Source organism: Bacteroides thetaiotaomicron VPI-5482 (genome assembly GCF_000011065.1).
Classification (GTDB): Bacteria; Bacteroidota; Bacteroidia; order Bacteroidales; family Bacteroidaceae; genus Bacteroides; species Bacteroides thetaiotaomicron.
In genome coordinates, this window is record NC_004663.1 from 2,497,855 (window position 1) to 2,522,669 (window position 24,815).

Annotated in this window: 18 protein-coding genes and 1 riboswitch; of the genes, 11 read left to right on the plus strand and 7 right to left on the minus strand. The window is 45.0% G+C overall.

Annotation, left to right across the window (positions count from 1 at the left end):
• Positions 1 to 258 precede the first annotated feature (258 nt).
• Positions 259 to 495, minus strand: a complete 237-nt coding sequence (locus BT_RS10070) for a DUF4248 domain-containing protein (RefSeq protein ID WP_008761123.1) — start codon at positions 493 to 495, stop codon at positions 259 to 261.
• Between the two features lie 225 nt (positions 496 to 720).
• On the opposite strand from BT_RS10070, the gene BT_RS10075 reads away from it, so the two are divergent.
• The 8 genes from BT_RS10075 (at position 721) to BT_RS10110 (ending at position 12,796) form a co-directional block, all read left to right on the plus strand.
• Positions 721 to 1,803: a PDDEXK nuclease domain-containing protein gene (locus BT_RS10075; protein ID WP_008766357.1), complete on the plus strand. Its 1,083-nt coding sequence runs from the start codon at positions 721 to 723 to the stop codon at positions 1,801 to 1,803.
• A gap of 301 nt (positions 1,804 to 2,104) precedes the next feature.
• Positions 2,105 to 2,590, plus strand: coding sequence for an HU family DNA-binding protein (locus BT_RS10080; RefSeq protein WP_008766358.1), 486 nt, complete (start codon positions 2,105 to 2,107; stop codon positions 2,588 to 2,590).
• Positions 2,591 to 2,629: 39 nt separating this feature from the next.
• On the plus strand, positions 2,630 to 3,070 hold the full coding sequence (locus BT_RS10085) for an N-acetylmuramoyl-L-alanine amidase (protein WP_011108078.1): 441 nt from the start codon (positions 2,630 to 2,632) through the stop codon (positions 3,068 to 3,070).
• Positions 3,071 to 3,160: 90 nt separating this feature from the next.
• Entirely contained in the window at positions 3,161 to 3,256 is a 96-nt protein-coding gene (locus BT_RS10090) for a smalltalk protein (protein WP_008766360.1), read from the plus strand.
• A gap of 112 nt (positions 3,257 to 3,368) precedes the next feature.
• The gene (locus tag BT_RS10095; RefSeq protein WP_011108079.1) at positions 3,369 to 6,500 is read left to right on the plus strand and encodes a hypothetical protein; all 3,132 of its coding nucleotides are present in this window, start codon (positions 3,369 to 3,371) and stop codon (positions 6,498 to 6,500) included.
• Positions 6,501 to 6,512: 12 nt separating this feature from the next.
• Positions 6,513 to 10,463, plus strand: a complete 3,951-nt coding sequence (locus BT_RS10100; RefSeq protein WP_011108080.1) for a DUF6443 domain-containing protein — start codon at positions 6,513 to 6,515, stop codon at positions 10,461 to 10,463.
• Positions 10,464 to 11,097: 634 nt separating this feature from the next.
• Positions 11,098 to 11,406, plus strand: a complete 309-nt coding sequence (locus BT_RS24585; RefSeq protein ID WP_224200462.1) for a hypothetical protein — start codon at positions 11,098 to 11,100, stop codon at positions 11,404 to 11,406.
• 202 nt (positions 11,407 to 11,608) lie between these two features.
• Positions 11,609 to 12,796 carry an IS256 family transposase gene (locus tag BT_RS10110; protein WP_225720450.1) on the plus strand — a complete coding sequence of 396 codons (1,188 nt, stop codon included), beginning with the start codon at positions 11,609 to 11,611 and terminating at the stop codon, positions 12,794 to 12,796.
• Between the two features lie 291 nt (positions 12,797 to 13,087).
• On the opposite strand, the gene BT_RS10115 is transcribed toward BT_RS10110, so the two are convergent.
• Positions 13,088 to 13,492 (minus strand): hypothetical protein, encoded by a 405-nt coding sequence (locus tag BT_RS10115; RefSeq protein WP_008766365.1) that lies wholly within the window; start codon positions 13,490 to 13,492, stop codon positions 13,088 to 13,090.
• Between the two features lie 241 nt (positions 13,493 to 13,733).
• Positions 13,734 to 13,921, plus strand: a riboswitch (cobalamin riboswitch).
• A gap of 27 nt (positions 13,922 to 13,948) precedes the next feature.
• Here BT_RS10115 and BT_RS10120 point away from each other — a divergent pair.
• From BT_RS10120 to BT_RS10130, 3 genes are all read left to right on the plus strand, one after another.
• Positions 13,949 to 16,342 (plus strand): anaerobic ribonucleoside triphosphate reductase, encoded by a 2,394-nt coding sequence (locus tag BT_RS10120; protein ID WP_008766366.1) that lies wholly within the window; start codon positions 13,949 to 13,951, stop codon positions 16,340 to 16,342.
• Positions 16,343 to 16,454: 112 nt separating this feature from the next.
• Positions 16,455 to 16,949: an anaerobic ribonucleoside-triphosphate reductase activating protein gene (nrdG, locus tag BT_RS10125; RefSeq protein WP_011108083.1), complete on the plus strand. Its 495-nt coding sequence runs from the start codon at positions 16,455 to 16,457 to the stop codon at positions 16,947 to 16,949.
• Positions 16,950 to 17,162: 213 nt separating this feature from the next.
• Positions 17,163 to 18,575, plus strand: coding sequence for an MFS transporter (locus tag BT_RS10130; protein ID WP_008766368.1), 1,413 nt, complete (start codon positions 17,163 to 17,165; stop codon positions 18,573 to 18,575).
• A 712-nt stretch (positions 18,576 to 19,287) separates the two neighbouring features.
• Here the strand turns inward: BT_RS10130 and rseP are convergent.
• The 5 genes from rseP to murA all read right to left on the minus strand — a co-directional run bounded on the left by rseP (position 19,288) and on the right by murA (position 24,714).
• Positions 19,288 to 20,643 (minus strand): RIP metalloprotease RseP, encoded by a 1,356-nt coding sequence (rseP, locus tag BT_RS10135; RefSeq protein ID WP_008766369.1) that lies wholly within the window; start codon positions 20,641 to 20,643, stop codon positions 19,288 to 19,290.
• 124 nt (positions 20,644 to 20,767) lie between these two features.
• Positions 20,768 to 21,940: a 1-deoxy-D-xylulose-5-phosphate reductoisomerase gene (locus BT_RS10140; protein WP_008766370.1), complete on the minus strand. Its 1,173-nt coding sequence runs from the start codon at positions 21,938 to 21,940 to the stop codon at positions 20,768 to 20,770.
• Between the two features lie 63 nt (positions 21,941 to 22,003).
• Complete coding sequence (locus BT_RS10145) at positions 22,004 to 22,861, minus strand: M23 family metallopeptidase (protein ID WP_011108084.1); 858 nt, start codon at positions 22,859 to 22,861, stop codon at positions 22,004 to 22,006.
• A 12-nt stretch (positions 22,862 to 22,873) separates the two neighbouring features.
• Entirely contained in the window at positions 22,874 to 23,413 is a 540-nt protein-coding gene (gene rimM, locus BT_RS10150; RefSeq protein ID WP_008761107.1) for a ribosome maturation factor RimM, read from the minus strand.
• Positions 23,410 to 24,714 (minus strand): UDP-N-acetylglucosamine 1-carboxyvinyltransferase, encoded by a 1,305-nt coding sequence (gene murA / locus BT_RS10155; protein ID WP_011108085.1) that lies wholly within the window; start codon positions 24,712 to 24,714, stop codon positions 23,410 to 23,412. The genes rimM and murA overlap by 4 nt, the downstream gene beginning before the upstream one ends.
• Positions 24,715 to 24,815 lie beyond the last annotated feature (101 nt).

Below are 24,815 nucleotides of genomic sequence, written 5' to 3' on the forward strand. Positions count from 1 at the left end.
TCGAAGTAACGACAGAGTTCAGAAACGTACCGGAAACAAGTACAAGAAAGAAGCAAAGGTTGTACAAGAACCGAGAAGTACAAGTACTTGAATCAGGGAAAAGAAGTACTGAAACTGCCTCCATCAAGTACTGGAAAGAAGAAAGACATATACATGAAGAGAGAAAGAGAAGTACAACAATCTGCTGAATGATATACTGGAAACCGGAAGTAGACGTATGAACAGCAGCAGAGATAAAGAACTTCATTCTCTCTTTTTTCAAGGCTCGCCCAAATGACGGACAATCTGTTCCACCTCCTGACGCAGGAAACGATGCCGCCGCACATTATATCCGATGCCGCCCAACGCCTGCATCAACGGCTGGCATTGCTTGATCCATCTCATCAGTGTTTTAAGAGCTGACTCTGCCGAACGTCCCGGACAATAAAGCAGAGCCAGCTCTACTTTGTCATAGGCTCTCATTTCAAACTTTTTCTCTTCAATTAATTCTTTCATAATCTCATTTTATTAGCATTTTATAATGGTATAAAGGTACTAATAAAAGTTCGTTTTGTAAAATAATCAGTGCTATTTATTGAAGTAAATACGGACTTTTGGGGATAAAAAAGGACATCGGCGGACACCTGCGGACAAATACAGACAAGCAAAGAAAATAATTAGAACAGGGGGAGCGATTAACCAATAATAAGTAGTATCTTTAGCGGAACAAACGAAATCAAAATGGAAAATCAAAACCATGCATTCAACTATGCATATCTACTCAAACAAGTAAAAGCAAGAGTACTACTAGCACAAAAAAAGGCGATTTACACAGCCAATGAAGAAATGCTTTCAATGTATTGGGATATTGGCAAACTACTGTCCGAGAGTCAAAAACAAATAGGTTGGGGAAACAATGCCCTGGAGAAGCTCGCCAATGACTTGAAGAATGATTATCCGGAGATGAAAGGATTCTCTGTCAGGAACTGCCAGTTCATGATACAGTTCTATAATGAATATAATCAGCAACTTACAAATACGAAACGGGCCGTTTCGTATTTGAACAATAATGAAATAGTCCTACCTATCAGCAAATTAGGCTGGTCACATAATATAACCTTAATGCAACGCACTAAAGACATAAAAGCCCGCTACTGGTACATGATCCAATGCCTGAAAAACGGTTGGAGCCGGGATTTCCTTATCGAGGCAATCAAGCAAGACTATTACCATTCTCACGGAGCATTGGCTAGTAACTTCGACACCACTCTTCCCGAAATACAAGCCAAGCAAGTAAAAGAGACATTAAAAGACCCCTATATTTTTGATATGCTTACGTTCACCGAAGAGTACGACGAAAGAGATATTGAACTGGGCCTTATAAAACATATCGAGAAGTTTCTCGTCGAAATGGGTGCAGGCTTCGCCTTTATGGGCAGGCAATACCATATCGAAGTATCAGAAAAAGATTTCTACATTGACATTCTTATGTACAATGCCTTCATGCATAGATATCTGGTCGTAGAACTTAAGAGAGGAGAATTTCAACCCGAATATATCGGCAAACTCAATTTCTATTGCTCGGCTGTAGACGATATCCTTTGCCGGGAGGGAGACAATCCGACCATCGGACTGCTACTCTGTCAAAACAAAGACCAGATTATGGCGGAATATGCCTTACGGGATGTACATAAACCTATAGGAATCTCCGATTATGAACTTGGTCAAGCCCTGCCGAAAGATATCAAATCCGGACTTCCCAGTATCGAAGAGTTGGAAAACAAACTTAGCCGGGACCTACAAGACATAGACAATAAAGAATAAGACATAGCATAACATAGTCCTAAACCCCAATCAGGAACGAATCGTTCCATTCCCTGATGTGAACTGAACAGTATTATTCAGCTCGCATCAGGGAATTTCTTTTTAATCCCGGCCTCAAACCACCACAAGAACAGACATCCGCAGACATTTCCAGATAAAAAAAGACATCTGCGGACACCTGCGGACAAATACAGACATCGCCCATCCCCACTACCGTACTTTTGTCATGTCACAAGCAAGGAACCACCTGTGACGCAACACTTTATTATCATTTATTCAAGAACTTAAAACCAGTAAAGAAATGGCAAAAGTATTTTCATTCACCAGCGTGCTCCGCAAGAACATGATGGAAAAAGACAAACCGGACCTATATTACGCTCTCGCCAAATCGAGCGGAGAGATCGATATAGATGAAATGGCGGAACGCATCCAGCGTTCGAGTACCGTAAACTGGGCAGACGTAGTGTGTGTGCTGCGTGCCCTGCAGACAGAAATGATCGACAGTTTCAAGAAAGGAGAGATCGTCCGCCTGGGGAATATCGGTTCGTTTTATGTCACTTTGCGCAGCAACGGCGTACTCGTCCAGAAGGACGTGAAAGAAGGATTGATCAAAGGTGCCCGTGTCCGCTTCCGCCCCGGAAAGGAGATTAAAGACGCACTGAAAACGCTGGACTTCAGCAAGTACAAACCGGAAAACAGCGAAGGAGACAAGACCGATCCGGAAAACCCCAAACCCAAACCGGATCCCGATGACGGTGACGAAGAAGCTCCGGACCCAACCGTATAAGGCAATCATAAACCGGGGATTTACCAAATCTGACGAATCATGAGAAAGATCGATTTAATCGTGATCCACTGTTCCGCAACACGGGTGGACCGGACACTGACGGCCTTTGATCTGGAGACGCTGCACCGACGACGGGGATTCAACGGAACAGGTTATCACTACTATATCCGCAAAGACGGGACAACACTCCTCACTCGTCCCATCGAACGCATCGGGGCACATGTGAAAGGATTCAATGCATCGAGTATCGGAATCTGCTATGAAGGCGGTCTGGACTGCCGGGGACGCCCGGCAGATACACGGACACCGGAACAGAAAGCTTCGCTCCGGCTGCTGGTGTATCAATTGAAACAACGCTTCTCCGGCTGCCGGGTGTGCGGACACCGGGATCTCAGTCCGGACCTGAACGGAGACGGGGAGATCGAACCGGAAGAGTGGATCAAGGCGTGTCCTTGCTTTGAGGTAAACGAAAGCCTGTGAGGACAATATGAATGAGCAAAGGTATAAAGACGTTTTCAGGAAGTAATTAATCTTTTAAAGTATCGGAAAGGAGGTGTGTAAATTATGGCAATGAAGAAATCCCTTTGGGATATGATTCTGAAAGTAGTCATCGCGGTGGCTTCGGCAGTAGCAGGCGTGTTGGGCGCTAATGCGATGAGTCTGTAAGAAAGTCAAAAATGAGGTCCGCCACCAAGATATCTGTTTCAGCTGCCACAGCAGTATACAGAAATATTTGTGGCGGACTTAGTATACAAAAATCAATAAACTAATAATGAAAATGAAATATATATTATTCACCATAGCTTTTCTATTGGCAAGTAATTGCCTGAAAGCGCAAGGGCAATTTGAGAAAGTAATTGGGTTGACAGGGGCACAAGGCTTTCCACAACCGGGTGTCAGTAATGCCAACACTCAAGGTAAAATACCTGTCGGACTATATACCGGAACTCCGAATATCTCTATCCCATTGTACGAATTTAAGTTAAGAGATAATATCCAACTTCCAATCAACCTCAATTATCATATTTATAATGTAAAACCCAACAACCTACCCAGTGAAGTGGGATTGGGATGGAGCCTTGAATGCGGAGGATGTATTACCCGGATAATTAAAAATGAGCCAGATATTTCTTATGAAAGTTCTAGCAATGAATACAAGCCTATAACCACCGAAGCTGATTTATTAACCACAGCAGACATTCTAGTAAGAGTATCCGGCAACTATATTAAGACCCAAGACGAGTATCAATTTAACTTTCTCGGTTACACCGGAAGCTTTATGTATAGTCAAGAAAAGAGCAAGTGGATGGTTCAATCAGATTCTGACATCAAAATTGAATTTACCTCGAATACTTACAATAATACCCGTTCTCAACTTACCAGTCCACTTTCTCAATTTTACAACTATTGCAGATCAGAAGGAACCGGATTTAAGAACCCTTTATCATGTTGGTTGATTGATTCGTTTACACTGACCACGCCAGACGGTTATAAATACATATTTGGAGGAACCGATAAAACAGATTACAATCTACCTTTCAAGGGATTCTTAAACCTTCCTGCTCCCATCACCTGGCATCTCTCCAAAATCATAACTCCTGCAGGACATGAAATAGAATTCACCTACGAAATTATGCCGTTTCAAATAAATGGAAATATGTCTTTCTGTATAAGCTTGGATGCTCTATTCTGGCAAACAGCAATGAGTTATGATTATGAATTACTAGCCCCTGTACAACTTGCAACAGTCAAAGATGTAACAGACAATAAAATACTTGCCCGGTTTCATTACTCCCCAAGTACACAATTACCCTATGACTCACAGTATGCATGGGAAACCTGTATGGACCATGGGCCAGCTACATTTTTTACAAAAGAAAAGAATTTCACGTTAAACAAGCTAAACTCCGTGGTAATATTGGATAAGATAAACTATCAGTTTACTTACACTAATAGCTCCACTGAGCGATTAAAACTGAAAACACTGACTAAAACGACTCCATCAGGAACCCAATCGACCTATTCACTAAATTATTTCCCCAATCACCTACCCGGATATAATACAGGACACTATGACAACCTCGGATTCAATAACGGTGAAAATTTCTCATACTATTTCAGCAAAGAGTTCTTTGAAAATGCAATTTTTGCTGACAAGCAGATAGCCGAAGGCAAAGAGTATACCAACAAAAGAATGGGAGACAAGGGAGGATTTCGTGTGACTGCAGAAATGCTAAAATCCATCACATACCCCACACATGGAAGAACAGAATTCATTTATGAACCCAACGTCATATCCAGTATGGTGTCAGCAGACCGGAAAACAGTACAAAGTGCCCATTTACCTTATCCAGGCACTCCAGATTATACATATCCGGGAGGTCTCCGTATCAAAGAAATCAACAACTACGATAGCAATGATGAACTACTGACAAGAAAGCACTATTACTACACAAAAGAATTCACACCGACAACAAAGGGAGGTGTCTCTTCCGGTATTCTATCTTTCACTCCACAATACCTTTGGGGTTGGCAGCTATACAATCTCCTCAAATCACAAAACGGAGGACCCGAATATTATACCTTGAATGCCATCATGTCTCAAGCATCCAATCCGCTCTGGTACAACAGTCGGGGAGAGTATATCGGATATTCTAAAGTCATAGAGTGCAATGAAGACAAAAATGGGAAACTGATAGACGGATATACTGTCCATACATTTAGCAATTTTGGGCAAGGTTATATGGATGAAGATCCCATAGCTATACTGAATAATAAGTTCTCTCGTGAGTACCCACCTCATTTTGGTACTCCTTATAGTCCCTATACCCCATGTTCATCAAACGCACTAAAGCGGGGAATGCTCTTGAGCAAAGAGCAATTCGACTATGCCGGCCATGTGAAACAAAAAGAACTATTCGAATATACTCCTATACAGAAGGATTCTATACTCATCACAGAAATAACCACTTCTAATGTCATTGACTATAATTCAGACGCCCCTTCAAAAGGATTCCTAAGGTTTGCTTTCGGAGGTACCTACTATCAAAAGTTCTACAGCAACCTGCTTACTGAAAAACAGACTATCATTTACGATGACAACGGAAACACAATTGAGTATAAAGATAAATACGAATATAATCCTGTCAACAAACAGATAAAGCTGAAAACGAGTAAAGACGGAATGGGAAACATATATGAAGAAAAGACGCGATACGTGCCGGACATGCTGATATTTCCATTTGTACCTCCCTATAGTTCTTTCTACCAGATGAATCAGCTACACTTCACCGACTATCCATTGGAAGTGACAAAGATAAAAAACGGAAAAGTAACTGAGAATGAGACATATTTCTATAAGTTACTGACTGCAGACAGCAAAAGCTTAGTGAAAGACAAAGTATCCATACTGGGAAAACATGCTGATGCTGCAACATACCAAGGACTCCATAATGTGGGCAACGAGTTAGTAGCCGATGTTTCTAATATTCCCGCAACCACATACCTGGCATACGACTCTTACAGCAACCCGACTCATATCCGTAACGAAAAAGACAAAACAGAAACTGTCTACCTGTACGGATACAAAGGCAAATATGCAATTGCGGAAATCAAGAACAGCGATTACGAATCAGTTACAGGACTGTTGGGGAATGATCTTATCAAAAGACTGGCAGACGCAACGAAGCCCAGCTATTCAGACATGCAGAAAGTTGAAGATTTGAGAACGCAATTACCGGCATCATTTATCACTACTTATGAATATATCCCATACATAGGTATCAGTAAAATTAGAGATCCCAAGAATGTTTCTACCTATTTTAAATACGATGATTCTGGGCGCCTGATAAAAAAGACCGACCATAAGGGTGAACTGATTAGTTCATATAAATATTCAAACAACCTCTAAAGAGATAAATTTATGAAAATTATTATTTATATTACAGCTTTAATATGCAGCTTACTCGCCAGTCCTGCATTGGCGACAGAAACCGGGCAAATATCCATGACCAACATGGGGCTAAAAGTCACATCTTCTCCTGAAAGCACTCTCTACGAAGGAGATACTTGGATGATAACAGCAAGGAACAACTTTAGCTTGAACGAAGCAGAAATCAAAAACTTCGTTCCTTCACGCATATCAGAAGAATTGCGTCCGTACGTGAGACTTTCCAAAGTTGAGTTTACTTCTAATTCAGACGGTATATGCAACCTTTACTTTCACATAACGGCCGATCCGACAGATACGATACGGTTCGTTATCAAAGAATCCCCTCAGGATTTTCCGATAGAAATAACGCCAGCTGAAAGTAGACATGGAGAGATATCTTTATCCGATCTGGGATTGAGAGTAACGACTTCTATAGATTCACATCTCGAATACGGAGGTCAGTGGATAGTAACGATGGAAAACAAAAATCACTTATTCACTGCAGAAATCGAAAGGCTCGTGCCTTCAAGAATAACGGAAGATTTAAGAAGATGTTTAAGGCTCACAGGGGTAGGAATTTCAGACATATCATCCGAGTTCGTCGTACTCTTTTTTGATGTAACATTCGAAACAACATTTCCAGTACACTTCATTATCAAACAGTCACCTCAAAACATTCCAATAGAAATATTACCTATTGGAAGAGACAACTATATTTCCACAACGAATTATCTGGATAACACAAGAAGTGGGGGAAGAAAAGAAATTACTTACTACAACGGTCTGGGATATCCATCGCAGAAAATAGAAGTGGGTACTTCCAATAAGAACAAGAGTATATACCATCCGATCGTTTATGATAACTTGTTAAGAGATGATGCCAAATCGTATTTGCCATACGCACAAGGTTCGAACACAGAAATGATAGACTGGAAGTTTACCGAAAGTCTGCAAGATTTCTATGCTTTTAACTATAAGGAATATACTTATCACTTTTCAGAAAAAGTCTACGAAGATTCACCTTTGGGAAGAGTACGGGAAGTATATGGTCCCGGAAGCGACTGGCGTTCGCAAAAAGCAAGTACCAAATTCAGCTACCTGAGTAACTTCGCCGGAAATGATACGCTCAACTGCCTTCGGTTTGAAATGACAGAAAAAGATAACCAAAACATGGAGCTGAAAGTAGCCGGCAATTGCAAATCTTCCGAGCTATCCGTCACCCGGACCGAAAACGAAGATCGTCAAGTGACATTGGAATTCAAGAATAAATTCGACCAAGTAGTACTTAGCCGGCAAATTGAGCACAACAACGGCAGTAAGACGAATAACGACACTTATTATCTTTATGATGAGTTCGATAATTTAAAAGCGGTGCTTCCACCTATGGTATCCGCCCAACTTGTAAGCGGTAGCAGTTATTCGAGTCAAACTTCCGCATCCTTAGCTCAATACGCCTATCTCTATAAATATGATATGCGTAACCGGTGCATAGGCACCAAGTTACCGGGCTGCAGTTGGGAGTACAAAGTCTATGACTTGGCAGACCGCCTTATCTTCTCCCAAACAGGAGAACAACGAAAAAGAGGTGAATGGCAATTCGCATTGCCCGACGCAATGGGGCGCGAATGTATCACGGGGATTTGTAAAAACGCCATAGACCCATTCAACAACCCGATACTGAATACATGCGTCAAATGTGAACGTACGAACAACGCTTCTCTTCTCGGTTATTCCGTAACCGGAGTCGCACTGAATTCAGCCACAGTGCTTACCGCCAAATATTATGACGACTATCAGTTTAAGATGCAGAACGGCACCCTGATTTCCAACAGCAGTTTGAATTATGAAGCAAACAGCGAGTTCGGAGAAAGATATACGACTAGTTCGCAAGGCTTGCAGACCGGAAACGCGACAGCTCGACTGGACAAAAACGGATCTGTGACAGGATACGACTATACCGTTACTTACTATGATTATAACGGCCGTGCCATTCAGATAAAATCGACCAATCATCTGGGAGGATACGAAAAGACATACACTGCTTACAACTTTACGGGACAGCCTGTGCACACCAAGCATATCCACTCCAAAAGTAACTCCGAGCTGATCGAAGAAACCAAACACAGCTACAATCACGCAGGACGTTTGTCTGAAACTGTACAAATCGTAAATGAAAAGGACTCTACGAAAATGAGCTATCTCTACGATGACTTAGGCAATATTAAAAGCTTAACCCGAATAGACGGCACTTCCACACTGACAACGACCAATACGTATAATATCCGTAACTGGCTAACGTCTATCGAAAGCCCTCTCTTCTCTCAAACGCTACATTATACTGATGGTCCCGGCACTCCCCAGTATGGCGGAAATATCAGTAGCATGACGTGGAAAGCAAACAAAGAGTCAATCACCCGTAATTACCAATATTCATACGATAAGCTCAACAGGCTGACCAGTGCCAATTATAGTGAAGGAAGCAATTCGATGACGAATACAAATCACTTCAATGAACAAGTGACCGGTTATGACAAACATGGCAACATCACAGGACTGAAGCGTTATGGGCAAACCGGACAAAGCAGTTACGGATTAATTGACGACCTATCTCTTACTTACACAGGCAATCAGCTCAAGAAAGTGACAGACAGCGCCACAAGTTCAGCATACGCGAATGGTTTCGAGTTCAAGGACGGTGTGAATCTGGACACGGAATATTCCTACGACGAAGACGGTAATTTAACAAAAGATTTGAATAAAAACATTTCTGATATCCAATACAATTTCTTAAATTTACCACGTCGGATACAGTTTAAAGACGGTAGTGAAATTTCTTACCTATATAGCGCAGACGGAACTAAACTCCAAACTACACATATAATCGCAGGAAACACCACTACAACCGACTACTGCGGCAATGTGATCTATGAAAATGGAAGCCGGGACAAGCTATTGACCGAACAGGGATATTTCTCTATAGCAGATAAAAAGTTCCACTACTACATCCAAGACCATCAAGGAAACAACAGAGTGGTTGCCAGCCAAGATGGAATGATAGAAGAAGTGAACCACTATTATCCGTTCGGAGGAATATTCGCTTCAAATTCATCTGTTCAACCTTTTAAGTATAACGGAAAGGAACTGGATACAAAGAACGGATTGAACTTGTACGACTACGGAGCAAGGCAGTATGACCCGGTATTGGGAAGATGGCATACGATGGACCTGATGACGGAAAAGTACTATAAGATTAGTCCATACACTTACTGTTTGAACAATCCTATCCTATTAGTAGATCCCAATGGAATGTGGCCCACATGGGGAGGAATAAGCAGAGGATTAAGCAACGTCTTTAAGGGTACTCTAAGTTTTACCAATGGAGCTGCACGGGCTATGGCAGATAACATACTGCTTGGACAAACGTCACTCCGTGAAACCGGAATATACAGCAACGCATCTGCCTACAACGCAGGACAGGATGTTGGTGATATCATAAGTATTTTTGCAGGAGCCGCAGAGATTGTTAATGGTTTCGAAGAAGCTGCAGGAGGAATGGCACTCAGTCCGGAAACCGCAGGAATTTCTTTGGGGGTTACCGCGAAAGGCGTGTATGATATCACTCACGGTTCATTGATGGGAACAAGTGGATTCATGAAGCTATTCTCCAAAAAAGGAAGAGTTAGCGAAGGTAGTAATAACGGAAGCGGGTATTCAAAGTCTAGCGGGAAGAATGAAAAGCATTCGAATATTGATAAAAGACAACAAGCTGCAAATGATTATAGTACAGCAAAAGAGAAATATGATAATTTAAAATCTAAAACAAATAAAACTGCGAAAGAGAAAAAAGAATTAGAAACATTGAAAAAACAAAGAGATCACTATAAAAAACAGATGGATTATGCAGGAGACCATGACCATCAAAGAGGTAGAGGAGGTAATTAAAATGAAACTATTTACATTTATTGCTGACTATAAAGGTGGGACATACATTAGTCAGTATGTAGCAAAGACATTAGAAGAAGCCTTGAACTTATGGATAAATAATGTCGATTTTTTTACAGATAAACAGTTGAAGTCATTTAAGAAGAATATCAAATATGGTGATATAGATCCTCCTACCAAATTAAATGGTCTAAGTAATGTTTGGTGTACATGTTTTATTGTATTTAGTACTCTTTTGCTTCTTAATATAGTAGAGACAGTAAAAAAAACGACTAATAAAACATCCTAGCATAGAACAATATATTCCTACATTAGGGTAGATTCAAGTCTCAGAAACAACCATGAAATAAATGAAATTATGAAAACATTTACTTTCTTAGTTAATGCCAACGATAAGCATTGCTTTGTTCATCAGTATCAATCAGAAATGCCGACTAATGATTTATTTCGTGAATCTCTGGAATGCTATCATGACAATGGCCCAGTAAAATTAGACTGCGTAAAAAACGTCTGGCGTGATTTCTTTTTAATTGATGATCTAATATCTCTTTACAATGCGAATATAGCAAAAAAATACCACGAGGGATGTGGCGATAGGAAATATTACAAGTTAATGTACTTATATGATGTAAACATGATAGAAACCGACATGAGCGATACAGTGTTTCCTCTATCAGAGAAAGCAACCTTTACTTTCATTACCTATATTCGTAATTACAATGCCTCATATCAGTTTGAAGTGACAACGTTGGAAGAAGGACTTATGCTATGGGCTACAAACATAGACATTTTGAATCGCCAGCAACGGAAGGTTCTGCTGAAATACATTCAAAAGTCTAAAAACAATCCGATAGCAGTAGAAGGAGTAAAGAATGTATGGAGCACATCATATCGGATATTCCGTCCGTTACTGACATTGCATATTGTTAAAACGGTCTCTTGATAAAAGTCACCGACTGAACAATAACTATTAGATTATTACCCTGGCATGAAACTAAAACATTTACATGTCAGGGTATTTTTTCTTGGCTAATTCTAAAACAAATAAGAGCAGGCTCAGCAAACGCAAGGAGGGCGTAATCTGAACTCTGTCCCCAAACAATTATCTTTGTATTATGGATAGAAACAGTGAAGAGTATCAGCAGATGCGTGACAAAGCGTTATCTCAACTGCGTAGTGGCGAATCGCTCACGGGCAAAGACGGAGCCTTTGGTCCGTTGCTAAAAGAGTTTTTAGAGGCCGCTTTAGATGGCGAGATGTCCTCCCACCTTGATGATTCAGAGCGTCTTAAAGGCAATAAGCGGAATGGTCGTGGCAGCAAACGTGTCAAAACCATGGCCGGCGAGATTGATATCGTGACTCCTCAAGATCGTCACAGCAGCTTTAGTCCTGAGATCCTTAAAAAGCGCGAGACGATTCTTGCGGACAACATGTCTTCCAAGATTATCAGTCTGTATGGTATGGGTTTGAGCCTTAGGGATATTTCCTCCCATATCGAGGAGATGTATGATGTTGAGATCTCCCACAACACCCTAAGTGAGATTATTGAACGCATAGTTCCCAAGGTGAAGGAGTGGCAAAGCCGCCCCCTGGAATCAATGTATACCATTGTGTGGCTTGACGCAATGCACTACAAGGTGAAGGATGGTGGTCGTACCGAAAGTCGAGCTGTCTATAATGTTCTGGCAGTCAATAAAGATGGCCATAAAGAACTGATAGGCATGTATGTATCAGAAAGCGAAGGGGCTAATTTCTGGCTGAGTGTCTTGACCGACCTGAAAGCACGTGGCATGAAAGATGTTCTGATCGCTTGCATTGACAATCTCACGGGATTTGCTGAAGCAATCAGCACTATTTTTCCTGAGGTAATCATCCAGAACTGCGTCATACATCAGATTCGCAATTCATTGAAATACATAGCCTCAAAAGATCAAAAAGAGTTTATGGCAGATTTGAAAACAGTCTATCAAGCCCCTAATAAAGATTTAGCAGAGCTCAACCTTGATAAACTACAAGATAAATGGGGTAAAAAATACCCTGTTGTCTTGGAATCATGGCGACGAAACTGGGATAATCTATCGGCCTATTTTGCTTATGATGAGCATATCCGAAGACTGATTTACACAACTAACGCCGTCGAGGGCTTCCACCGTCAAGTACGAAAGGTGACCAAAACCAAGGGTGTCTTTCCCAATGACATGGCATTGATGAAGTTGATCTACCTGGCTGTGATGAACATCTCCAAGAAATGGACGCAACCGCTCCAGAATTGGGCGTTAACTGCCGGGCAACTACGAATCAAGTTTGGAGAGAGAATGCCTCTGGCGATATAACCCATTTCCCCTTTTTTGCTTTTCAAACGCAAAGAAAAGGTAGTTCCCGGATGTGAGCAAGGGTATATAAACGGCTCATTCTTCGCCGCCCTTGCACACATCCAAAAACTACCTTAAGAAGCATTTGTAAATCCAAAAAGAAAAAATTATATTTGTTGTGATTTAAAAGAAATAGAAACCAGACAGAGTTTAAATTACACTCCCAACGCAAGGGACTCACAATACATACGCATTTGCCGGTCTACTCTTATTTGTTACTTCCCGGACGTTCTCAATGAAACATCCGGAAGATTAGAACTCCCTTTTCAGGTTCCGAAGCAGTTCTTCTTTCCTCGCTTTATACTTCTTGGAAAGAGGATTGTACGAGTAAAGGTTGGTATGTTTCAAACGTATCTCGTCTGTCTGTTCCTTTCGCCGCTCTTCCCGCTCTTCCACATCATCCGGATCTTCGGACTTACGTCTTGTACCTCTCCTGCTAAACAACTGAAACTTGGATGTACCCCGAAGCTGACGAATCAGCATCTTGATAATCCGGACAATAATCTCTTGTTCCTGTTCGGAATAAGGCCTATCTACTGTCTCTGTATAGGAGAGATAATAAACTTTCAGTTCTTCTTCCAGCTCTTGCAAAAAATGCATCCGCTCAACTCTGGAAAACTTCTTTCTACCAGTATGCAAATCTTTTAAAATCTTCATTTAGTCTATCTTTTTTTAAGTCTGATAAAAGCGTGAGTCCTTTAATAAGTACACTTATGGGGCATGGGACACTTAAAAGAGAGTCCGACTATTTCAATATAACAGAGAAGAAAAACTAATATTTCCTGCAAGAATCATTTCTTAAAAGTTATCCAAAACGGAAAACTTTCTGTATCAGGCAGAAAGAAAAGTTTCCCGAAATTTAATGTTAAATCCTATCCAAGCTATCACAATATCCTTTATCTTTGTATCCGATTTCGGAACTAAAAAGAGGTTTAGTCAATGAGGGAACGCTGTGCAAATCGGCGACAGTACCCGCTGCTGTAATTCTCTGTGAATCCGCACACTATGTCACTGCATCGGCAGATGTGGGAAGGCGCTGCGGGGGAGGGATAAGTCAGAAGACCTGCCGGAGTCAAATAAACATATTATTAATCACTTTCGGGAGTTAAAGTTATGAACTACGCGGAAATTTGTATCATCAAACGGGATGGTAAAAGAGAAGATTTCTCTATTAGTAAGATCAAGAATGCGATTGGTAAAGCATTCAGTGCAACAGGGATTCAGAACGAGCAGCAACTGATTGCTGACGTTACGATGAGTGTGATCAGTCAGTTCACTAACCCCACGATCACCGTGGAGGAAATTCAGGACTTAGTAGAAAAGGCATTGATGAAGGTACGCCCCGAAGTGGCCAAGAAGTACATCATCTACCGCGAATGGCGGAACACGGAGCGGGACAAGAAAACCCAGATGAAGCACGTAATGGACGGCATCGTCGCCATCGACAAGAACGACGTGAACCTGAGCAACGCCAACATGAGCAGCCACACGCCTGCCGGACAAATGATGACATTTGCATCGGAAGTCACCAAAGACTACACCTATAAATATCTGTTGCCGAAACGTTTTGCCGAAGCGCACCAGTTGGGCGATGTCCATATTCACGACCTCGATTACTACCCTACAAAGACGACTACCTGCATCCAATATGACATGGACGATCTCTTTGAACGTGGCTTCCGCACCAAGAACGGCAGCATCCGCACGCCGCAAAGCATCCAAAGTTATGCTACGCTTGCCACCATCATCTTCCAGACCAACCAGAACGAGCAGCACGGCGGACAGGCAATCCCCGCCTTCGACTTCTTCATGGCAAAAGGAGTGGCAAAGTCTTTCCGCAAACATCTGGCTTCGTTCATCAATTTTTACGTGGCGATGGAGAACGGAACACAGGCGGACGAAAAAGCAATCCGCACCTTAATCAAGGAACATCTGCCTTCTATCAAATCGACCGAAGCAGAACGCGAGACATTGCGCATCGCCCTGATAGCCCTGCAAATCATTATAGACAAGGAACACCTGACACGCATCGCAGAAAAAGCGTACCAGCAAACAAAGAAGGATACGCATCAGGCAATGGAAGGATTTATCCACAACCTGAACACCATGCACTCCCGTGGAGGTAACCAAGTGGTATTCAGCTCCATCAACTACGGAACGGATACTTCCGCCGAAGGCCGCCTCGTGATCGAGGAACTGCTGAAAGCCACCATCGAAGGACTCGGAACACGTGGCGAAGTCCCCGTATTCCCGATCCAGATATTCAAAGTAAAGGACGGAGTTTCTTACTCCGAAAAGGACTTCGAGAAAGCGATGAAGGCGGAAAACATCGAAGACGCCATGCGGGGAACTTACGAAGCTCCGAACTTCGATCTGCTGCTAAGAGCTTGTCAGACTACATCGAAAGCGCTTTTCCCGAACTTCATGTTCCTGGACACGCCTTTCAACAAGAACGAGAAATGGAAAGCGGACGATCCGAAACGGTATATCTACGAGTTGGCTACAATGGGATGCCGCACCCGTGTATTTGAGAATGTGGCAGGAGAAAAATCATCTTTGGGACGCGGAAACCTTTCATTCACCACACTGAACATGCCGCGTCTCGCCATCGAAGCACGCATCAAGGCGGAAAATCTGATTGAGGGTGAACGCAACAAGGATGCCATCGAACAGAAAGCGAAAGAGATTTTCATGGAGTCAGTCCGCAATATGGCGACTCTTGTAGCCGATCAGCTGTACGAGCGCTACCAGTATCAACGCACCGCACTGGCACGCCAGTTCCCCTTCATGATGGGAAATGACGTATGGAAAGGCGGCGGCGCACTGAATCCGAACGAGCAAGTGGGCGATGCGTTACGCAGCGGTACGCTGGGCATCGGCTTTATCGGCGGACACAATGCAATGGTGGCACTTTACGGAGAAGGTCACGGACACAGCCAGAAGGCATGGGACACGCTGTACGAAGCTGTAATGGAAATGAACAAAGTGGTAGACGAATATAAAGAGAAATATAACCTGAATTATTCCGTACTTGCCACACCTGCCGAAGGACTTTCGGGACGTTTCACCAAGATAGACCGCCGGAAATACGGCAAAATCCCCGGCGTGACGGACCGCGATTACTACGTCAATTCCTTCCATGTGGATGTGAAGGAACCGATCAGCATCACCGAAAAGATCAGGTGCGAAGCGCCTTTCCACGCCATTACCCGCGGCGGGCACATTACGTATGTGGAATTGGACGGGGAAGCTCAGAAGAATGTACGTGCCATTGCGAAGATCGTAAAGGTCATGCACGACGAGGGCATCGGCTACGGCTCCATCAATCATCCGGTGGATACCTGCCACAACTGTGGATACAAAGGAGTAATCTTCGATAAATGCCCGGTATGCCAAAGCGAAAACATCTTACGTATGCGTCGCATCACCGGATACCTGACAGGTGACCTCAGCTCCTGGAACTCTGCCAAACGGGCGGAAGAAAAGGATCGTGTGAAGCACTTATAAAAGTTGAGAGTTGAGAAGGGAGAGTTGAGAGTTGGCTGCGCTGTGTGATGGCGGGCGGGGCTTTACTCTTCCTTCTTGTATATTATTTATACCCATTTATTTTTATTTTAAGATGAACACTCTCAATTCTCCACTTTCAGTTCTCCACTTATTATCGACTTATCCCGAAACGATTGTTGACGGTGAAGGCATCCGGTATTCGATTTATCTTGCGGGGTGTTCTCATCACTGCGTCGGCTGTCACAATCCGGAGAGCTGGAATCCGCGGGCGGGAGAACTGCTGACGGAGGAAAGGATTCAATCGATCATTCGGGAGATTAAAGCCAATCCATTGCTGGACGGGGTTACTTTTTCGGGAGGAGATCCGTTTTATAATCCGGAGGCTTTCCTGCTTTTCGTCAAAAGGGTAAAGGAGGAAACGGGGCTGAATATCTGGTGCTATACGGGATATACGTACGAAGAGATTCTAGCTAATCCGCGTTTGAAGACTGTGCTCGACTACATAGATGTGCTGGTGGACGGGCGTTTCGAACAGGCGCTCTTTTCGCCTTATCTGGAATTTCGGGGAAGCAGCAATCAGAGGATATTGAGAATAGGTAATAAGTAATAGGTTATAGGTAATAATGGTGGGGGAGGTTTTGTATTAGTTTAGTGCGGGGGGAGCTGCTGCGAATTGTTGTGGGCGTGGTCTACTATGAACTGCTGCGGGCGTTGTCTCCTGCGCTAAAAAAACTTATATTTCAAAGAAGATTGAAACACGTACTTCTTTGTTTTGTTTACATTTACAGACAAAATAAGGTTCTACAAGAATAAGTTTTTTATGATACAAGCCAATAATACCACTTCTATAGATGAAACCGATGGACTGCCAATGCCGAGACGTATCTGGGCGGTGGTTTCCATCGGATTTGCACTTTGTATGTCGGTGCTCGACGTGAATATTATCAACATCGTACTCCCTACGCTTTCGCACGATTTCGGAACTTCGCCTGCTGTAACTACATGGATTATAAACGGTTATCAGTTGGCGATCGTTGTTTCGCTGCTGTCTTTCTCTTCTTTGGGGGAGATTATCGGTTATCGGAAAGTGTTCCTGTCGGGCATTGGGCTGTTTTGCATCACTTCGCTGATTTGCGCCTTGTCCGATTCATTCTGGACGCTGACGATTGCACGTATCTTTCAGGGATTCAGTGCGTCGGCCATCACAAGTGTGAATACGGCGCAGTTGCGCTACGTATATCCGAAAAGCCAGATTGGGCGGGGAATGGGAATCAATGCGATGGTAGTGGCGATATCGGCGGCTGCCGGTCCGTCGGTGGCAAGCGGCATACTTTCGATAGCCAGCTGGCACTGGCTGTTTGCCATCAATGTACCGCTGGGGATTACGGCACTGCTGCTGGGAATCAAGCATTTGCCGAGACAGGAAGAGCGGTCGAAGCGGAAGTTTGACTTCGTGAGTGCGATAGCCAATGCGGTCACATTCGGGTTACTGATTTATACGCTGGACGGATTTGCGCATCATGAGGAGATGGATTTCCTTGTGCTGCAATTGATCATATTGGCCATCGTAGGAACGTTTTACGTACGGAGGCAACTGACTCAGACGACTCCGTTGCTGCCACTGGACTTATTGCGGATACCGATTTTCCGGCTTTCGATTCTGACGTCTATCTGTTCGTTTATCGCTCAGATGGCGGCCATGGTATCTCTCCCGTTTTTCCTTCAGAATACGTTGGGTCACAGCGAGGTCATGACAGGATTGCTGCTGACTCCGTGGCCGTTGGCGACTCTTGTGACGGCACCGTTGGCAGGTTATCTGGTGGAACGCATTCATCCGGGGATATTGGGGAGTATCGGGATGGCCTTGTTTGCTGTCGGACTTTTTTCACTTTCGGGGCTTACTGCCGAATCGTCCGATATCAGTATAATTCTTCGTCTGATGCTTTGCGGAGCCGGTTTCGGATTGTTTCAGACACCCAATAACAGTACGATTATCTCTTCCGCCCCAACGAAACGTTCGGGCGGTGCAAGTGGAATGCTGGGGATGGCACGGTTGCTGGGACAAACGTTCGGTACTACGTTGGTAGCGTTGCTTTTCAGTTTTGTCGTGCACGACCGGAGTACGGCGGTCTGCCTCATGGTCGGAAGTGGGTTTGCTGTTGTGGCGGCGATTGTCAGCAGTCTGCGGTTGTCGCAACCGTCTACGCTGAAAAGAGAAACGAATCAGTCATGACGAACAGAAATTTCTGTCATCCGAAGCGAAAATCATGGGAGAAGAAAATGGGATCAATCCGGAAAACTGGTTGTTTCCAGTTTGTTTCTTTCCGAACGGAAAATGAATCAAACAGTAGTATCTCCATTGGGGGTGACTAAAAAGTCGATTCTATCTCGAATCTCCTCCTTCGGGAAGAGTGGTCGAAGACCGAGGTGGTAGGAAAAAGAATGTTTATTCCTATTTCTTTGTAATGATAGGGTTATGTGTTCACCTACCACCTCCCCCTACGGGTACTCCTCCTTCCCGAAGGAGGAGATTTAAGATACTATTGACTTTTTAGTCAGCCCCATTCAAGATACTATTGATTATCATTTAGCTCAAAACCGTGCGATATAGAGCCCAACCAGCTTTTTGGCTAACCCAGAGAATGTTAATGATTTAACATTCGTCTCCGGGCATCCAGAGAGCCCAAAGGAGAAAGGGCGTATCATCGTTGGCAGACTAAGGCATTTATCGTATATAGAAACGGCGCTTTAACGTAGTGTTAAAGCGCCGTTTCTATATATGATAAATAGTACGTTCTATTTTACTGTATTTCAGCAATATACATTGCTTCATCGCCGACGTCCTCCTTTTATCCGCCAGCAGTCCGCTGTCGCCGGGATTGCTGTTCTGACAACTTCCGGTCTGCACGCGGGAAGACGGATGTGTATGCCTTGCCGGTCCCTGCTTAGAAGAAGAACCTCAATATGTCATTGAAGTTTGCCCAAATCAGCAAGCCGAACAGAAGCACCATACCGGTCATCTGAGCGTACTCCATAAACTTGTCACTCGGTTTACGACGGGCTATCATCTCGTAGAAGAGGAAGAGCACGTGTCCGCCGTCCAATGCGGGGATCGGAAGAATGTTCATGAAGGCAAGGATGATGGAAAGGAAGGCGGTCATGTACCAGAACTGGTGCCAGTCCCACGTAGCAGGGAAAATGCTTCCGATAGTGCCGAAGCCGCCCAACTGTTTGGCTCCTTCTTTCGAGAAGAGATATTTCATGTTGCCGACGTATCCTTTCAATGTCTTCACACCCAAAGATACGCCTGCGGGGAAAGATTCAAAGAATGTGTATTCCTTTTTCACCATAGGCAACAGACGATCCGTTGTCAGACTGGCAACTACGCCCATCAGATAAGCGGAATCCACACGCAGGGAAGTCGTATCGGTCACACCGCCACGCACATACGTCAGCGTAATCAGACGAGGGTCGATGCTGTCTTTCAGAAGTGCTTCGGCGTTTTTCTTGCGTTCCGCCATCGTCTGCTTGAAATCAGAGAAGGAGATGGATTTTCCGTCCAATGCGATGATACTGTCGCCCGGCAGAATGCCTGCCTGCGCAGCGGGAGAATTAACCATCACGCTGTCAATCACATACGGGAAACGGAAAGAAGCGAAACGAACGCTGTCCGCCATCAGGCGCTGCATCATGTCTTCGGGAATGTAGACGGAGGCTTTCTTGCCGTCACGAAGCACTGATACCTCACGGGCATCGGCTATCTGACTCAGCATATCGCCGTCATAACGTACGAAAGGCACATTGTCGGCAGACAAAAGGATGTCGCCATCCTGAAAACCGACCGCTTTCGCCGTTTCGTTGAAGTCCATACCAAGGGGAGCTTCTTGGACCTTTATATACTGGTCGCCCCAAGCGAAAAGAATCATTGAATAAATAAAGAGCGCCAACAGGAAGTTGAACAGCACACCGCCCACCATGATCAGAAGACGTTGCCAAGCCGGCTTGGAACGGAACTCCCAAGGCTGCTCAGGCTGTTTCATCTGTTCGGTATCCATCGACTCGTCTATCATTCCGGCTATCTTGACGTAACCGCCCAGCGGCAGCCATCCTACTGCATACTCCGTATCACTTCTCTTGGGTTTGAACTTGAACAAGGTAAACCACGGGTCAAAGAACAAGCAGAATTTTTCTACACGCACCTTGAACAACCGGGCAAAAAGGAAATGCCCGCCTTCATGAATAATAACGAGCAAGGATAAGCTCATTATCAGTTGCAGGGCACGAATTAAAAATGTTTCCATATAGTCTATTTACAATTTAAAGCCTCATCCAAACCCTCTGCTCATAAGAGGAAAACCGAGGCGCTTTCTAATTTATATTACTTATTTATATTTTTCATTGTTCACGAAATCAGCTCCGGTGCTATCACGGAATCAGCTCCGCAGCTATTCTCCGCGCTTCAGCGTCGGTAGCCACATAGTCGTCGTAAGCAGGAGCGGCTACAAACGCGGCACGTTCCATTGTCTTTTCGATCACATCGCTCATACCGAGGAAGCTGATGCCGTCCCGGAGGAAAGCGGCTACCACTACTTCGTTGGCGGCATTGACAATGCAAGGCATATTTCCGCCCCGATACATCGCCTCGTAAGCCAGGGCAAGGTTGCGGAAACGCTTCGTATCCGGTTGCTCGAACGTCAGGTTCGTGCACTGGGTGAAGTCGAGCCTGTCGAAAGAAGAGCAGATACGGTCGGGATACGAGAACGCATACTGGATGGGCAGACGCATATCCGGCATGCCTAGCTGTGCCTTGACGGCACCGTCCTCAAACTGCACCATGGAATGAATGACCGACTGCGGATGCACCACCACCTCGATCTGGCTGGGCTGCACGCCGAACAGCCATTTCGCCTCGATGACCTCAAAGCCTTTGTTCATCATGGATGCGGAGTCAATGGTGATCTTGGCTCCCATCTCCCAGTTGGGATGTTTCAATGCCTGTGTCTTGGTGACGGACTTCAGCTGCTCCAGCGTGCAGGTCCGAAACGGACCACCGGAAGCGGTCAGTATCACCTTCTCAATCGGGTTCCCGACTTCTCCAGCTAAACACTGGAAGACTGCCGAGTGTTCAGAGTCCACCGGCAAAATGGGAGTGTGGTATTGCTGTGCCAGTTGGTTGATCAGTTCTCCCGCCACCACAAGCGTCTCCTTATTGGCAAGCGCAATGGCTTTCTTGGCACGAATGGCGTTGATCGTCGGCTTCAGTCCGGCATAGCCCACCATTGCCGTCAGCACCATATCTACCGGTCCGGCCTCCACGATCTGACAGACCGCGTCGATTCCGGCATATACTTTGATCGGAAGGTCGCTCAGCGCTTCCTTCAGTTGGGCGTACTTTTCTTCGTTGGCTATCACCACCACTTCCGGCTGGAACTTGCGTGCCTGTGCAATCAGCAGTTCTACCCGGTTGTTGGCCGTCAGGGCATAGGCTTCGTAGAGGTCGGGGTGTTCTTCGATCACCTGCAACGCCTGCGTCCCGATAGAGCCCGTAGAGCCTAAAATAGCTATTTGTTTCTTCTTATTCTTCTTTTCTGAATCCATTATTATCTAATTCCTCTGTCACTTGTCACTTATAATCGTATATCCCACTTCTCGTCATTGGCTTTAAAACACGATGTATTTCTCCGGATTGACAGGATGTCCCTTGTACCACAGTTCGAAGTGGAGATGCGGCCCTGTGCTGAGCGTTCCGCTGTTTCCCACCAGTGCGATGGCTTCGCCTCCTTTCACGCGGTCGCCTTCTTTTTTCAGCAGCGAGCCGCAATGCTTGTAGATCGAGACGAAATCCTGACTGTGCTGTACGCCTATCACGTAACCGGTTTCGGCGGTGTAGGTGCTCAGAAAGACGGTGCCGTCCATGGTTGCCAGCACGCTTTCGTTGGGGTTGGCAGCAATATCCGTTCCAAAGTGTTTCTTATCGGCATTGAAATGGTCGGAAACCATTCCACGGGTCGGACGATACAGGATCAGTCCGTTGACATCCGGCTGCGAAACGATCGTAGTCAGATTATATTTTTCATTTTCTTCGTATTGGCGGCGAAATTCCTCTTCACGTTTGGTACGTTCCATCAGGGTGTCTTCGCGGGCGGCGGTCAGCGAGTCGAGCGTCTGCACGCTGTCTATGGGCACTTTTCCGCTGAAAATATCCTGTATGTTCATGATGTAGAGGTTCTGCCTGTTGAGCAGTTCCTGCAAGGAATCCACGCGGAGCGCGTTGTCCACGATCTGACTGCGAACTTCACTGTTCATATATCCGGGGAGATAGTTGCGCAAAGGGGTGAAGGCAATGATGCAGGCGGCAATCAGAAAAAGCACCGCCAGCACGGACAACAGCACCGAAAGCCCGTTCAGCTTGGATACCCGAAGCCCCACGATTTCTTCAAGCGTATTCTCATTGATAATGGTGAGTTTATACTTGAACTTGAAATTGTTCCAAAATGCTTTACTCCGTTTTCTTGGCATCTTTATTAATTATTAATCTTCCTCCAAATCTTCCAAATTCAACAATCCTTCGGGAAGCTCGACTGTGATGAGCTTCTTTTCCTGATTGATTTCCACTATAAATTCTTCCTGTGCAGGGACGAGGAGTTCTTCTCCGTCCTCCTGTTCGACCACAAAAAGGGTGTTCACCGTAGCGGTATCCACTTCGACCACTTCGCCCAGCTCGCCGTGACGAACGTCTTCCATGCGGAAACCGACGAAGAAGTTCCACGACAGTTCGCCGTCTTCCGCCTCTTCCGCGTGCTTCACCGGGAAGTAGACTTCGACATTGGTGAACATACGCGCGCGTTCCGCCGTATCTATGCCTTCAAGCTTCACCAGTGCGGTGGAGTCCGAACGAAAACGGTATTCTTCGATGAAAAACGGTACGAAAATACCGTCGAGCAAACAGATCAGATAATCGCAGTCCACACGGTCGAAGATATCGTCCGTGAAGGTAAACTGCAACTCGCCGTGAATGCCGTGCGGCTTGTTGAATAGTCCGATTTTATATACTTCTTCTTTCTTTATCATATTCGAGTGATTCTGGCGCCGATGGCGTTAAGTCGTCCTTCGATGTTCTGGTAGCCACGGTCTATCTGTTCGATATTGCTGATCGTGCTGGTTCCTTCGGCGCTCATGGCGGCGATGAGAAGGGCGATCCCCGCACGGATATCGGGCGAAGTCAGTCGGGCGCCGCGCAGCTTGAAGCCGTGGTTATGTCCGATTACTACGGCACGGTGAGGGTCGCAAAGGATGATCTGAGCCCCCATGTCGATGAGCTTGTCTACAAAGAACAGGCGGCTTTCGAACATCTTCTGATGGATCAGTACGCTTCCTTTGGCTTGGGTGGCCACTACAAGCATCACGCTCAGCAAGTCGGGTGTCAGTCCCGGCCAGGGGGCGTCGGCAATGGTCATGATGGAGCCGTCGATGAATGATTCTATTTCGTATGTTTCCTGTGCGGGGACGTAGATATCGTCTCCCCTCTGCTCCAGTTTGATGCCCAACCGGCGGAAACTTTCGGGGATGATGCCGAGGTTCTCGTAGGAAACGTTTTTAATGGTTATTTCGCTTTTGGTCATGGCAGCCATGCCGATGAAGCTCCCGACTTCAATCATGTCGGGCAATACGGTATGCTGTGTGCCGTGCAGTTCTTCCACGCCCTCGATGGTGAGCAGATTGGAAGCGATGCCGCTGATCTTTGCTCCCATCCGGTTGAGCATACGGCAGAGCTGCTGCAAGTAGGGTTCGCAGGCGGCATTGTAAATGGTGGTAGTGCCTTTTGCCAGTACGGCAGCCATCAGAATGTTGGCTGTACCGGTCACGGACGCTTCATCAAGCAGCATATAGCTGCCTTGAAGCCTGTCGGCCGTTATCTCATAGATGCCCCGCGACTCGTCATAACGGAAGTCAGCTCCCAAATTCTGAATCCCCACAAAGTGGGTGTCCAGACGACGGCGACCAATCTTATCTCCGCCCGGCTTCGAGATCAACGCCTTCCCGAAACGTGCCACCATCGGACCGATCAGCATCACCGACCCCCGAAGGCTCGAACACTTCTTCAAGAACTTATCACTCTCCAAATAAGCCAGATCGACGTTCTCCGCCTTAAAACTGTAAGTATCAATGCCTTCCTTTGCAACCGTCACTCCCATCTCCCGCATAAGCTGAATCAGATTGTTGACATCCAGAATGTCAGGTATATTGTTCACCGTCACTTCCTCAGCAGTCAGCAACGTGGCACAGATAATCTGCAAAACTTCGTTTTTGGCCCCTTGCGGATGAATCTCCCCGCTAAGCCGATGTCCTCCTTCAATTACAAATGAAGCCATTTATTTTAAGTATTAAGTAATAAGTATTAGGTATTAGGTATTAAGTATTAGGTATTAGACCGCAAGTGCAAAATCTCATACAGCAAACAACATCGCCGCGC